This window comes from Xanthomonas sp. CFBP 7698, assembly GCF_003600855.1.
In the GTDB taxonomy this organism is placed as follows: Bacteria; Pseudomonadota; Gammaproteobacteria; order Xanthomonadales; family Xanthomonadaceae; genus Xanthomonas; species Xanthomonas cannabis.
In genome coordinates this window covers 1502367-1515340 of record NZ_PRDN01000001.1, presented here as the reverse complement: position 1 = coordinate 1515340, position 12974 = coordinate 1502367, and the positions used below count along the sequence as shown (strand labels likewise).

The 12974-nt window shown below is 67.6% G+C and carries 10 protein-coding genes and 1 pseudogene; 9 read left to right on the top strand and 2 right to left on the bottom strand.

Features of this window, described 5'->3' with window-relative positions; genetic code table 11:
• Positions 1 to 94: 94 nt before the first annotated feature.
• From XnspCFBP7698_RS06370 to XnspCFBP7698_RS06350, 5 genes and pseudogenes are all read left to right on the top strand, one after another.
• A complete protein-coding gene (locus tag XnspCFBP7698_RS06370) occupies positions 95 to 568 on the top strand; it encodes a DUF3574 domain-containing protein (protein WP_047695101.1) in 474 nt (157 codons plus the stop codon).
• A gap of 11 nt (positions 569 to 579) precedes the next feature.
• Positions 580 to 1464: pseudogene (locus tag XnspCFBP7698_RS06365) on the top strand (hypothetical protein).
• A gap of 348 nt (positions 1465 to 1812) precedes the next feature.
• Positions 1813 to 3414: a hypothetical protein gene (locus tag XnspCFBP7698_RS06360; RefSeq protein WP_047695079.1), complete on the top strand. Its 1602-nt coding sequence runs from the start codon at positions 1813 to 1815 to the stop codon at positions 3412 to 3414.
• A complete protein-coding gene (locus XnspCFBP7698_RS06355; protein WP_104579914.1) occupies positions 3411 to 4580 on the top strand; it encodes a lysozyme inhibitor LprI family protein in 1170 nt (389 codons plus the stop codon). The genes XnspCFBP7698_RS06360 and XnspCFBP7698_RS06355 overlap by 4 nt, the downstream gene beginning before the upstream one ends.
• A 267-nt stretch (positions 4581 to 4847) precedes the next feature.
• Positions 4848 to 5663 carry a DUF3014 domain-containing protein gene (locus XnspCFBP7698_RS06350; RefSeq protein WP_104579913.1) on the top strand — a complete coding sequence of 272 codons (816 nt, stop codon included), beginning with the start codon at positions 4848 to 4850 and terminating at the stop codon, positions 5661 to 5663.
• A 156-nt stretch (positions 5664 to 5819) separates the two neighbouring features.
• On the opposite strand, the gene XnspCFBP7698_RS06345 is transcribed toward XnspCFBP7698_RS06350, so the two are convergent.
• Positions 5820 to 6527: a glutathione S-transferase gene (locus XnspCFBP7698_RS06345; protein ID WP_104579912.1), complete on the bottom strand. Its 708-nt coding sequence runs from the start codon at positions 6525 to 6527 to the stop codon at positions 5820 to 5822.
• Between the two features lie 46 nt (positions 6528 to 6573).
• Positions 6574 to 6882, bottom strand: coding sequence for a GIY-YIG nuclease family protein (locus XnspCFBP7698_RS06340; RefSeq protein WP_039405696.1), 309 nt, complete (start codon positions 6880 to 6882; stop codon positions 6574 to 6576).
• A gap of 363 nt (positions 6883 to 7245) precedes the next feature.
• Here XnspCFBP7698_RS06340 and XnspCFBP7698_RS06335 point away from each other — a divergent pair, with 363 nt between their 5' ends.
• Genes XnspCFBP7698_RS06335 through XnspCFBP7698_RS06320 form a run of 4 tightly spaced genes read left to right on the top strand, consistent with a single transcriptional unit; the run spans position 7246 to position 12952 of the window.
• Positions 7246 to 9393, top strand: coding sequence for a TonB-dependent receptor (locus XnspCFBP7698_RS06335; RefSeq protein ID WP_104579957.1), 2148 nt, complete (start codon positions 7246 to 7248; stop codon positions 9391 to 9393).
• A 49-nt stretch (positions 9394 to 9442) separates the two neighbouring features.
• Positions 9443 to 10771 carry an LLM class flavin-dependent oxidoreductase gene (locus tag XnspCFBP7698_RS06330; protein WP_104579911.1) on the top strand — a complete coding sequence of 443 codons (1329 nt, stop codon included), beginning with the start codon at positions 9443 to 9445 and terminating at the stop codon, positions 10769 to 10771.
• 16 nt (positions 10772 to 10787) lie between these two features.
• Positions 10788 to 11828, top strand: a complete 1041-nt coding sequence (gene mgrA / locus XnspCFBP7698_RS06325) for an L-glyceraldehyde 3-phosphate reductase (protein ID WP_123137323.1) — start codon at positions 10788 to 10790, stop codon at positions 11826 to 11828.
• Between the two features lie 11 nt (positions 11829 to 11839).
• Positions 11840 to 12952: an aliphatic sulfonate ABC transporter substrate-binding protein gene (locus XnspCFBP7698_RS06320; protein WP_123137322.1), complete on the top strand. Its 1113-nt coding sequence runs from the start codon at positions 11840 to 11842 to the stop codon at positions 12950 to 12952.
• The last annotated feature ends 22 nt before the right edge of the window (positions 12953 to 12974 follow it).

Genomic DNA, 12974 nt, shown 5'->3' with positions numbered 1-12974 from the left:
TTGTTCAGGCCGGCGCGAGGTGGCACAGTGCGCGCACGCCGGCATCAGCTGATGCCCGGCCTGCATGAGCCTGTCCCCCGATCCGGAGAAGTCGATGAAGTTGCTGCCGTCCTGCCTGCTTGCCGCCACGCTGGCGTTGTCCGCCTGCGCCACTACGCCCGGCGGTGCGCCCGCAGCGGCCACCGCCAGCCTGCAGGGCGATGCGGCGCGGCCGGCGGCGGCGCGGGGTTGGGTGCGCAGCGAGCTGTATTTCGGCGTGGGCGAAGAAACCGGCCCGGCCGATCGCCCGCAGACCCGCACCATCGACGAAGCCCAGTGGCGCGCCTTCCTGGACAAGGAAGTGACCCCGCGCTTTCCGGACGGGCTGACCGTGTTCGATGCCTACGGCCAGTGGTTGTTCCGCGGCGCCAAGGAGCCGAACCGGTTGGGCACCAAGGTGCTGGTGATCCTGCACGAAGACACCCCGCAGCGACGTAACGACATCGAAGCGATCCGCCTGGCCTGGAAGCAGGCCACCGGACACCAGTCGGTGTTGTGGTCTCGGCAGGCGGTGGAGGTGTCGTTCTGAGGACATCGCGCATGGTGACCAACAGGCCGCGATGGCGATGGCCGCACGCCCATCACTGCGTGCCCGCGTTCCTGTTCGTGGCGCTGGGAGCGTCCACCGGCGCGGCGGCTGCGGCCGACGACACCCGCATGCAGGTGCGCATCGATGCGCACACCCAGGCCACCGCCACGTTGGTCGGCACGCGCTTGCAGGTGGTGCTGTCGCCGGGTGGCAGTACGCAGTGGCTGGACGCGGATGTGGATGACGGCGAAGGCGGGAGCGCTCTGCGCAGCGACGACTACGACTTCGACGGGCACCGCGATCTTGCGGTGACCGCGATGCTGGGCCAGGTCAATGAAGCGACGCTGGTGTTCCTCTTCGACCCGGTATAACGGCGCTTTCAGCCGCTGGCCGCGCCAACGCGCCCGGCGGTGCAATGCGATGGGCTGTGGAATCTGACCCCCGATGCCAAGGAGCGCAGCCTGACCAGCGCCTGCCGTAGCGGGCCGATGTGGTACAGCGACCAATATCGCTATAGCGCTGGCCGGCTCTATGTCTATCGCTCCCAGCAGCCGATCAACGCGCCTGACATCCAGGCATTGCTTGGGCGCGACGGCGACGACGCGTATCCGCTGTCGGTGTGGTCCACCTTCGACCCGCAGGGCGTCGTGATCGCCACTGCCATCGGCGAAACACTGGAGTCGCCGATGCCGGTGCAACTGCGGGTGCAGGTAGCGCGCCTGCCCTTCTACGCCACGGCAACCGCGTCCACGACGCGGCGTTATCTGGTGCGCGGCGATCGCGCCGACGCGCTGGATGTCAGCGCCGATGCCACGCGCATCAAGCTGCGTTACCGCAGCGCCACGGCAGGCGACATGCTGGGCTGGGTGAGCGTGGACGCCTTGCGCCAGCAGTAGCGCGCAGGCATCCCAGCTGATTGTCGGGGCCGGCGCGGCCACGGCGGTGGGGCGGCACCGGCGGCCATGCGATGCGCTGCAAGCGAGCCTGCATGTAGCTAGCGACTGTTCAATGTGCCGGCTCTGTCGCATCGTTGGCACGGCCTGCGCCGCGGGGTGCTGGCTGATCGCAGGCGGATCCTGCAAGCCGTCGCAACGCGCTGGCAGTGTGTGCAAGAGCCCGTGCAGGATCCTGCTGATGGCCGTGCGCGTCCATACCGGGTGCGCCAACACCTCGTTCCATCGGGCCGCTGTCGCGCGTACCAGGCAGCGGCTACCATCGCCTGTCCCCACGTCTCGCAGACCTCCATGTCCGCTCCCTCTTCGCGTCCTGCGGCCTCGCCGCGCTGGTTCGTCGCCGGCGACCTCAATGGCTTCTTCGGCCTGGTGGTCGACAATCTTTCCATCCTCGGCTTCATCGCGATGGCGCTGGTGGGCATCTTCCAGTTCCCCGCGGAAGTGGTGTTCGGGCGCATGTTCCCGGGCACCGCGTTCGGCGTGCTGGTGGGCAATCTGCTCTATACCCTGATGGCGCGGCGGCTGGCCGCACGCACCGGGCGCGATGACGTCACCGCCATGCCGCTGGGGCTGGATGCGCCCACCAGCATCGGCATGGCGCTGCTGGTGCTGGGCCCGGCGTTCGCCGGTTTCAAGGCGCAGGGACTGGACCCGCAGGCGGCGGCAATCGCCACCTGGAAGCTCGGCATGGCCGCGCTGGTGGTGATGGGCCTGCTCAAGCTGGTGCTGTCGTTCGTGGGCGAGGCGGTGACGCGGGCGTTGCCGCGTGCGGCGCTGCTCGGCTCGATCGCCGGCATCGCGCTGGTGCTGATGGGCCTGTTGCCGCTGCTGGAAACGCTGCGCTCGCCGGTGGCCGGTTTCGTCACCCTGGGCCTGCTGCTGTACGTGCTGCTGGCCAAGGGCCGCCTGCCAACCAAGCTGCCCGGCGTGCTGGTGGCATTCGTGATCGGCACCGCACTGTATTACGGGCTTGGCCTGGCCGGATTGGGCGCACCGGGCTTCACGGTGCCGGCATGGACGCCGCCGCAGATCGTGCTGCCGCTGCCGAATCTGGGCTTCATCGACGGGCTGCCGGCGACGGTGGCGTATCTGCCGTTGCTGCTGCCGTTCGGGCTGTTGATGGTGGTGGGCGGTATCAATGTCAGCGAAAGTGCACGGGCCGCTGGCGACGATTACCGCACCCGCGACATCCTGCTGGTGGAAGCCTTCGCCACCTTGGTGGCCGGCGTGTGCGGCGGCGTGGCGCAGACCACGCCCTACATCGGCCAGCCCGCCTACAAGCACATGGGCGCGCGCTCGGGCTACACGCTGCTGACGGGGCTGTTCGTCGGCATTGGCGGCATGCTCGGAGTGATCAGCGGGCTGGTGCAGTGGCTGCCGCTGGCGGTGCTGGCGCCGATCATCGTGTATGTCTCGATCGACATCACCACCCAGGCGTTCCAGGCCACGCCCAGACATCACGCTGGCGCGATGGTGCTCGGGTTCCTGCCGTCGGTGGCGTACCTACTGACCATCAAGGCACCGGGCTGGATCGCGCCGGAGCAGCTGGTGGCGTTGACAACCACGCTGGATGGCCATGGCTTGCCGGAGCTGGCAGTGATCTTCGCACTGGGCAATGGCTTCATCATCACCGCGATGCTGTGGATCGCCACGGTGGCGGCGATGATCGATGGCCGGCTGCGGCGCGGTGCGGTGTTCCTGCTGGTCGCCGCGGGGTTGACCCTGTTCGGGTTGATCCATTCGGTGGACCCGCGTGGCGGCATCTATCTGCCGTGGTCGCTGCACGGCCTGGCGCGGGTGATCAGCTGGCAGTTCGTCGGTGCCTACGTTGCGCTGGCGGTGACCTTGCTGCTGCTGTCGCTGCTGCCGGTGCGCAAGCAGGCCGTGCAATGACGCGCCGGGCATGCGCGCTGCGGTGGCTGCTTGGTGGTGCCCTGGTGCTGAGTGCCAACGGCGCGTGGGCAGCGTCGTTCGACTGCAAGCAGGCAAGCACACTGGTGGAAAAGCGCCTGTGCGCGGTGCCTGCGCTTGGCCTGCTGGACGAGCAGCTGGATGAGAGCTACCAGGCGCTGGTGCAGACTACGCCGCGTACTGCAGTGGCCGGTGTACGCGAGCAACAGCGCGGCTGGCTGCGGCAGCGTAATTCCTGCGCGCAGGACGCCAAGCCGGATGACTGCCTGCAGCGCAGCCTCACGGCCAGGGCCGATGTGCTGAGCAAGGCGCTCACAGCCCAGCAACAGGGGCTGGACCGCATCATCGCCAGCATTCCCGCCGCCCCTGCCGACGCGGCGCGCCAGTTGCAGGGCTACGACGCGCCGCTGGCGTCGGCGTGGCTGGCGTACCTGCATCAGTTCGTGCCGGCCGCCGGTGTGGATGCCGCGCTGGCAGATGCGCGGTTTGCGCATGCACGCACGGCGCTGCGCAAGGTGGATGGGTTTGCGGCGTCGCTGCTTGATGACGTGGCCGGTGCACCGCCCAGCTCACGGCAGGAACGTGTCTTGACCCTGCTGCGGATGTGGATCGAGCGCGACAATGGCGATCAACGACCTTACGTGCACTGCTTCATCTTCGCGGCAGTGGGCGAGCCGGCATACGACGCATTCGGGCCGTTGTACGGCTCCACGCGCGACGGGTTCGCGCCGATCTGCGCGCCGCCGGGCGGGCTGTTCGCGCTTGCCAGCTGGAAACAGCTCGATGCCGGCTTTGCGGGGATGATCGAGGCCATGAGCAAGGACGCCGGCACCATTCGCTATGCGAGCTACGCCGAGTGGGAAATCGTCGCGCTGCGGGCATCGGTTTCGCCATTGCTGTACCTGCAGCCGGCACTGCGCAAGCGCTACGGCAATGATCCGGACCAGGCGATTGCGGCGTGGAGCGGCAATGACAGTGATTGGCCGGCCGCAGATCGCAAGGCGATGCGCGCGCTGTTACCGAAGGTGCGCGCAGACACCGCCGCATGGCTGGTCCGCGAAAAGCAGCTGCCGGCAAAACAGGCCGAGCAGGCAGCGGCCGCCATCGTGGCGGCGTGGGTGAATGCGCGGCTGGATTTCGCAGGATGAGCGCGGCCGGGCGCCGGTAACGCTTCGTTTGCAGCGCCATGCGTGCGTGCGCCCATGCACCATGGATGCGTGGCCTGCAGCGTGGTGCTGCAGGTCCCAGGTCGGGATGACGCGGTTTTGCGCTGGAATACAGGCAACTCTGTGCATGCCGCGGTGCCCTGCGTGGGCCTGCGTGCGCGATGAATGCGCGTGCGGCCATAGAGCGATGGAACCCTTGCGCCATCCCATGGTCACACCCTGGATGTTGTCGACGTAAGGAGTTCCACGATGCAAACACCGTCCTCGCGCTGGCCATGGCTGCTGGCCGTGCCAGTGATCGCCGGCGCTGCCTGGTGGCTGTTCAGCGGGCCATCCGAGCAGACGGGCGCACTGCCTGCGCCCATCAGCCGAACCGCCACCGCAGTGGCGGCGGCGGTCACTCCGGCAACGCCGGCGCCGGCCGGGCCCCGCCATCCGGTGCAGACGCCATCGCCCGACGCGGCGGACGCAGCGATTCCGGCGTTGGCGCAAAGCGATGAGGCCGCGTGGCAGGCACTGCAGGCACTGGTGCAGCAAGACGACGCGTTGTCGATCGTGCTGCGTGCCCACCTGATCGAGCGCGTGGTGGTGATGATCGACAATCTCACCCAGCCCAGCATCAGCCGGCGTGCCCTGGTGCTGCAGCCGGTGCCGGGCGAGTTCCAAGTCAGCAGCGCTGCCGATCACAGTGTCATCGATCAGGCCAACGCCGCGCGCTACGCGCCGTATGTCACCGCGTTCACCACGGTGGATGCGCAGGCACTGGTCCGCAGCTATGTGCGCTTCTACCCGTTGTTTCAGCAGGCCTACGCCAACCTGGGCGCGCCCGACCGTTACTTCAACGATCGCGTGATCGATGTGATCGACCATCTGCTGCGGACTCCGGAGCCACGCCAGCCCATTGCCGTCGTGCGCGACGAGCGTGGCCGCTACCGCTTCGTGGATCCGGCGCTGGAAGGCTTGTCGGTCGGGCAGAAGGCGATCCTGCGCCTGGGGCCAAGCCAGGCGCAGGCAGTGAAGGCGCAGTTGCGCGCCATACGCGCGGCACTGTTGCAGGGACGCTGATGGTAGTGGTGGGTGCGTTGTACCAGCGGCGCACACGTGCGGCCCGGTCTGTCATGTCTTCGAGCGGTTTGAAGACAGCGGCGGCGAGCGCGATGAGCGCATTCGACGCACGCTTCAACGATTGCAGGCCGCCATGCGAAGGCTTCACGCAGATGTCTAGTCGGCATCCAACTCCGGGTAGTGGCGGAAGATGCCGTTGGTGTTGAACGCCACACGGCGCTCGGAGGCCAGATAGGCCGCAATCCGCGGCCGCTCGGCCACGCGCTGCTGCAGGGCCTTGAGGCCAGGCAGGTCCTTGGCAAGCGTCGCCATGCGCCTGGGGAACATGTAGTCCAGCCCGCTGACCAGCTGAAACAACGACAGATCCACGTACGAGTGCACCCCCAGCGCATGCGCGCCACCGGCGTGGTGCAGCACCTGCTCGAAATAGCCCAGAAACTTTGGCAGCCGGTTCTCGCGCAGGTCCTCAGCGCGCTTGGCCGCTTCGGCTTTCTGGTCTTCGTAGTACAGCCCGACGCCGATCGGGTGATGGGTGTCGTGCACTTCGGCCACCAGGTCGGCAATGGTCATCTGCAGTTGCAGCGCCTGCAGCCGTTGGGCCTCGGCCTCGGGCACCAACTGCAGCTGTGGCCCCAGGAAATGCAGGATCGCCGCCACCTGTGCCACCACGACATCGCCCGCACGCAGGAAGGGCGGTGCGAACGGCTGTGCACCGTCCTGCCGACCCTGCAGGAATGCTGTCATGGCCTCATCGCCGTCGACGCGCGCCACATCGGTGTAACGGGAGCCTGCATCCTCCAACGCCAGACGGACGAATTCGCCGCGTCCCTGCAGGCCGGTCCAGTAGTAGAGCTGATAGTGCATGCGCTGCTCCGCGTTCGAATGGCGCTGCAGCCTAAGCAATGCGCGGCTAGTCGGGCGTGACCGCAGCGTCAGCGGGCTGTGACCCGGCCACAGCCGCCGGCTGCGCCAGCAGCCACGCCAGCTTGCGCGCACGCGGCTGACGCTTGAGCGCGCACTCCGCGCGCGAGGCGCTGCTGCGGTCCGGGTAGCGGTGGCTGGCCATGATCTGCAGTGGGGGATTGGCGCGCGTGTAGCGCGCGCCGGTGCCTTGCGCATGCGCCTGGAAACGCCGCTCCAGATCATTGGTGATCCCGGCGTAATAGCTGCCGTTGCGGCACAGCAGCAGATACAGATACCAGGGCTTGGGTGCATCCATGGCCGCATTATCGCCGCTGGCCGGCGCCTGCACAGCGTCAGCGCACCGACGATGGCGGTGCGGGCCGGCCCGACCACGCAACGCGCGAGTGAATAACCACCTAAACATTGGTTATTTGACGCTCGCGGCGCCGGCAAACAGCATGCCCTACTGCCATGCGCGGTCCGGCCGGCTTGGCGACAGAACGCCAAGCGACGCGCGCACAACTGGCCGCAACGCGCTCGGAATACGCCATATCGCCCACCCACAAGGACCTCCATGCCTGTGCAACACCGGATCCCCGCCGGGATCGCTTCTGCTTCAAGGTGGTTGGCTACCCCGCAACGATTGGCATGGAGCCTGGCGCTGGCGTGTGCGCCAGCCATGGCGGATGAAGTAGGTGAACCCGCGACGCCGGCGGGCGCGGCGCAGACGCTCGGTGCAGTGACGGTCACGGCCACACGGCGCGAAACCACCTTGCAGCAGGTGCCGGTGGCGGTGTCGGTGGTGCAGGGCGAGACGCTGGAGCGCGAGAACCGCAACAGCGTGGCGGACCTGCCGGCACTGGTGCCCAGCCTGACCTTCCGCACCGGCGCGTCGAACAAGGACACCTCGTTGTTCCTGCGCGGGGTGGGCACCATTTCCACCTCGCCGGGGGTGGAACCCAGCGTGGCCACGGTGATCGATGGCGTGGTGCTGGGCAGGCCCGGGCAGGCCACGCTGGATCTGCTCGATGTCGAACGTATCGAGGTGCTGCGCGGGCCGCAGGGCACCTTGTTCGGCAAGAACGCTTCGGCCGGGGTGCTCAACATCGTCAGCAAGCCGGCGCCGGAGACAGTTGGCGGCTATGTGGATTACTCGCACTTTGGTGGCGGCGACGAAGACCGCGTGCGTGCCAGCATCGGGGGCGCGTTGCTGCCGGAGGTGCTCAAGGCCAGCGTGTCGGCGTTGTGGGCCGAGTACGGCGGCAACGTGCGCAACGTGGCCGATGGGCAGACCGTCAATGGCTACCGACGCGCCGGTGCGCGGCTGCGGCTGGATCTTACGCCCACGCCCGACTTCACCGCGACCCTGTTGGCCGATTACCTGCAGTCCCACAGCGATGCGCCCAGCGGGGTAGTGGTGGCCAGCACGCGTGCCGACTTTGCCGCCGCCCTGGCGCCGGTGCGGGCCGGGGCCGACAACCGGCAGATCAACAGCGATTTCCCCACGTCTCTGGACGACATCAACAAGGGCGCCTCGCTGCAGCTGGATCAGCACATCGGCGAGCTGGTGCTGACCTCGATCAGCGCATGGCGGCAGTGGGACAACACGCAATTCCAGGATGGCGACCGCACCGCCCAGCGCAGTGCGGCGTTTCCGGCATCGCATGACCGGGGCGATCTGGGTTACACGCAGTACTCGCAGGAACTGCGCGTGCAGACCCCGCGCGACCGCGCCGTGGAGGCGGTGGCCGGGCTGTATTACCTGCACGCGCGCAGCGATGAAACCTATCGCCGCACCGTCACCTCGCCTACTGCCAGCACGGTCGGCGTGGCCGACTACGCCACCCGTGCGCAGACCTATGCCGCGTTCGGCGAAGCCACCTGGCATTGGCGCCCGGATCTGCGCGCCTTGCTGGGTGTGCGCGTCACCCGCGACACGCTGGGCTATGACCATCGGCGCGCGTCCACCTCCGCAACGGCGGTCACCGGCATCCAGCCGGCCACCGCAAGCAGCGGCAGCACCGCCGAAAACGGCGTCTCGGGCCGTACCGGGCTGCAATACGACTTCGATGCGCGCACCACGGGTTACCTCACCTATTCGCGCGGCTACAAGGGCCCGGCCTACAACGTGTTCTTCAACATGCAGCCGCGCGACACGCCGGCATTGAAGCCGGAAACCTCCAACGCCTGGGAGCTGGGTTTGAAGGCGCGCGCCCTGGATGACCGGCTGAGTGCAAACGTGGCGCTGTTCCATACCGAATACGCCAATTACCAGGCCAACTTCTTCGACACCGTGGCCGGGCAGGTGGTGACGCGGCTGATCAACGCCGGCCAGGTGCGCACGCAGGGCCTGGAGTTGGACCTGGACTACCGCCCGACCGAGCGGCTCAGCCTGGCCGCCTCGCTGGCCTATACGCAGGCACGCATCCAGCGCTTCGCCTGCCCGGCAGCGGCAGCGGCCAACTGCAATGTCGATGGCCGGCCGCTGCCGTTTTCGCCGGACTGGAAGGGGAATCTGCGCGCAGGTTATCGCCTGCCGCTGCATGGCAGCCTGGCGCTCGAATTCAACGGCGATGTGAGCTGGCAGGACAGCGTGCAGTACGACCTCAGCCAGACCCCGCAGACCATCCAGGGACCGTATGCGATCTGGAACGCCAGCATCGCGCTGGCCGACGATGCGCACGGCTGGCGGGTGGCGGTGCTGGGACGCAATCTCGGCGATCGGTCGTACGCGCCACTGCTGGCCAACGCCACCGGCAATGTCTATCGATTGGTACCGCGCGACGATCAGCGTTACCTGGGCCTGCAAGTGCGCAAGGATTTTTGACGATGGGTTTGAACGTGACGGTGAGTTGCGACACGTGCGGCGGTCCACGATGAGTGCGCCACGTCAGCTGTCGCTGGGTGCGTTCCTGATGGCCACCGGTCACCACGTGGCGGCGTGGCGGCATCCGCAGGTCAATGCGCAGACGCTGGATTTTGCGCAATATCGCGAGATGGTGCGCATTGCCGAAGCCGCCAGGTTCGACGCGGTGTTCGTCGCCGACAGCCTGGCCGCAGCGGGCGGGCCGGTCGCCCCGCAGATGGCGCGTTCCAGCCTGTTCGAGCCGCTGACCCTGCTCAGCGCGCTGGCAACGGTGAGCGAGCGCATCGGCCTGATCGCCACCATGACCACCAGCTACAACGAGCCGTATCACGTGGCGCGCAAGTTCGCCTCATTGGATCATCTCTCCGGCGGGCGTGCCGGCTGGAACCTGGTCACCTCCGATGCCGCCGACGAGGCGCTCAATTTCAATCGCGATGCGCATTACGTGCATGCCGAGCGCTATGCGCGGGCACGCGAGTTCCAGCAGGTGGTGGCCGGGCTGTGGGACAGCTGGGACGACGATGCCTTCATCGCCGACAAGGCGGCCGGCCTGCATCACGACCCGGCGCGTGCGCATGTGCTGGACCACCGCGGCACGCACTTCCAGGTGCGTGGCCCGCTCAATATTGCGCGTGCGCCGCAGGGCCACCCGGTGCTGGTGCAGGCCGGCTCGTCCGAGCCAGGGCGTGCGCTGGCAGCCGAGACCGCCGAGGTGGTGTTCACCGCGCAATCGTCGCTGGCCAAGGCGCAGGCGTTCTATGCCGACATCAAGGGACGACTGGAACAGTTCGGCCGCACGCGCGATGCGCTGAAGGTGCTGCCGGGCGTGTTCATCGTGGTGGGGCAGAGCCAGGCCGAGGCGCAAGAAAAATTCGAGCAGTTCCAGGACCTGGTGGAGCCGCAGGTCGGCATCGCGCTGCTGTCGCGGATGCTGGGCAACTTCGACCTGTCCGGCTATCCGGCCGATGGTCCGCTACCGGAATTGCCGCTCACCGAAACCGGCCAGCGCAGCCGCCAGCAGTTGTTCACCGAGCTGGCCGGGCAGGAACAGCTGAGCATCGCCCAGCTTGGCCGGCGCATTGCCGGCGGGCGCGGCCACTACAGCCTGATCGGCACGCCCACGCAGATTGCCGACGAGTTGCAGGCCTGGTTCGAACAGGGCGCGGCAGACGGGTTCAACGTGCTGGTGCCGCATCTGCCCGGCGGCCTGGCCGATGTGGCCACGCACGTGGTGCCGGAGCTGCAGCGGCGTGGACTGTTCCGGCGTGAATATGCCGGGCGCACGCTGCGCGATCATCTGGGGCTGGCACGCCCCGTCAATCGCTTCAGCGCTCGCTGATCAACCGGTACCACTCATGAGCTATCTCGCACATCCCGACCGTTACGACCGTATCGCCTACCGCCGCGTCGGCCGCAGCGGCCTGGTGTTGCCCGCCCTGTCGCTGGGCCTGTGGCACAACTTCGGCGACAGCACGCCGATCGACACCCAGCGCGCATTGCTGCGCACCGCGTTCGACCTGGGCATCACCCACTTCGATCTGGCCAACAACTACGGCCCGCCGTACGGCAGCGCGGAGATCAACTTTGGCCGGTTGCTGCGTGAAGATTTCAGGCCGTATCGCGACGAATTGATCATTTCCACCAAGGCCGGCTGGGACATGTGGCCGGGCCCGTACGGGCAGGGCGGCAGCTCGCGCAAATATCTGCTGTCCAGCTTGGATCAAAGCCTGCAGCGGCTAGGCGTGGAGTACGTGGACATCTTCTATTCGCATCGCTTCGATGCGGACACCCCGCTGGAAGAGACCGCCGGTGCGCTGGCCAGTGCGGTGCAGCAGGGCAAGGCGCTGTACGTGGGCGTGTCGTCGTATTCGGCAGCGCGCACGCGCGAGATTGCCGCGCTGCTGCGCGAGTGGAAGGTGCCGCTGCTGATCCATCAACCGGCCTACAACCTGTTCAACCGCTGGCCGGAGCAGGAGTTGCTGGACACCACCGCCGACCTCGGTGCCGGAGTGATTGCGTTTACGCCGTTGGCGCAGGGTCTGCTTACCGGCAAGTATCTGGAGGGCATTCCCGAGGATGCGCGCGTCAATCGCCCCGGTGGTCAATCCTTGCGGCCCGAACACCTGTCCGACGACAACCTGCAACGCGCACGCGGCCTGAATGCCATTGCGCAGCGGCGCGGGCAGAGCCTGGCGCAGCTGGCGCTGGCCTGGGTGCTGCGCGATCCACGGGTGAGCTCGGCCCTGCTGGGTGCCAGCCGGCCGGAGCAGTTGATCGAAAACGTGGCGGCATTGCAGGCGCCTGCGTTCACCGCAGACGAGTTGGCCGAGATCGATCGCCATGCGGTCGAGGGCGGGATCAACCTCTGGGAAAAACCCTCCACCGATTGGCAATGAGGAAGCTGCCGATGCGTCACTGCGTTTCAGCAACGACAATCGAAACGGCCACGCAGCCGTTGGCCGCGCGTGGCGGCGAAACGCAGGCGGCGGGTACGGTAGGTGCAAAGCGCTGGCTGCGTGCGGCGCGCCGCCGGCTGACAGCTGCGCGCGCGGGCTGGGTGGCCGTGTGGGTGTCTGCGTTGCTGTTCTCCAGCATCGTATTGGTGCAGCCTGCGCTTGCGGCCGAGCCCGCGCAGTTGCGCATCGGTTATCAAAAGGCGGTGTCGAGTCTGGTGCTGGCCAAGCAGCATCGCTTGCTGGAACAGCGCTTTCCGCGCACCAGGATCACCTGGGTGGAATTTCCGGCCGGCCCGCAATTGCTGGAAGCCTTGAACGTGGGCAGCATCGACCTCGGCGGCGCCGGCGACATTCCGCCGTTGTTCGCGCAGGCCGCCGGGGCCGACCTGCTGTATGTGGGTTGGGTACCACCCACGCCGAAGGCCGAGACCATCCTGGTGCCGACCAAGAGCACGCTGCGCACGGTGGCCGACCTCAAGGGCAAGCGCGTCGCGTTTCAGAAAGGCTCCAGCGCGCACAACCTGTTGTTGCGCTTGTTGGCCAAATCCGGCCTGAGCCTGCGCGACGTCACGCCGTTGTATCTGTCGCCGGCCAACGCGCGTGCGGCCTTCGCGGCCGGGCAGGTGGATGCATGGGCCATCTGGGACCCGTGGTATTCGGCCCTGACCCTGGATGGCAGTGCACGCCTGCTTGCCAACGGCGAAGGGCTGGGGCTGACCGGCGGGTTCTTCCTGTCGTCGCGCCGCTACGCCACCGCGTGGGGTCCGTTCGTGCAACAGGTGATGGTGCAACTCAACCAGGCCGATGGCCTGCTGGAGCGCGACCGCGCCGGCAGCATCAAGGTGCTGGCGCAGGTGAGCGGGCTGCCGCCTGCAGTGGTCGAACGCACACTGGCGCACCGCCTGCCGGCCAGCGTGCAGCCGCTCAATGCGCAGGTCATCAAGGCCCAGCAAGCCACTGCCGACCTGTTCCATGCACAGCGCCTGCTGCCCAAGCGCGTGCTGGTGGCACCGGCGGTGTGGCGCGCGCCTGCGCCTGCCGCTGCACAGCCGGCGGGCAAGTGATGCGCTCGATGGCATGCACGTG

Coding starts and splice junctions, on each gene's coding strand:
- XnspCFBP7698_RS06370 (WP_047695101.1), top strand. CDS start 95: ATGAAGTTGCTGCCGTCCTGCCTGCTTGCCGCCACGCTGGCGTTGTCC.
- XnspCFBP7698_RS06360 (WP_047695079.1), top strand. CDS start 1,813: ATGTCCGCTCCCTCTTCGCGTCCTGCGGCCTCGCCGCGCTGGTTCGTC.
- XnspCFBP7698_RS06355 (WP_104579914.1), top strand. CDS start 3,411: ATGACGCGCCGGGCATGCGCGCTGCGGTGGCTGCTTGGTGGTGCCCTG.
- XnspCFBP7698_RS06350 (WP_104579913.1), top strand. CDS start 4,848: ATGCAAACACCGTCCTCGCGCTGGCCATGGCTGCTGGCCGTGCCAGTG.
- XnspCFBP7698_RS06345 (WP_104579912.1), bottom strand. CDS start 6,527: ATGCACTATCAGCTCTACTACTGGACCGGCCTGCAGGGACGCGGCGAA.
- XnspCFBP7698_RS06340 (WP_039405696.1), bottom strand. CDS start 6,882: ATGGATGCACCCAAGCCCTGGTATCTGTATCTGCTGCTGTGCCGCAAC.
- XnspCFBP7698_RS06335 (WP_104579957.1), top strand. CDS start 7,246: ATGGCGGATGAAGTAGGTGAACCCGCGACGCCGGCGGGCGCGGCGCAG.
- XnspCFBP7698_RS06330 (WP_104579911.1), top strand. CDS start 9,443: ATGAGTGCGCCACGTCAGCTGTCGCTGGGTGCGTTCCTGATGGCCACC.
- mgrA (WP_123137323.1), top strand. CDS start 10,788: ATGAGCTATCTCGCACATCCCGACCGTTACGACCGTATCGCCTACCGC.
- XnspCFBP7698_RS06320 (WP_123137322.1), top strand. CDS start 11,840: ATGCGTCACTGCGTTTCAGCAACGACAATCGAAACGGCCACGCAGCCG.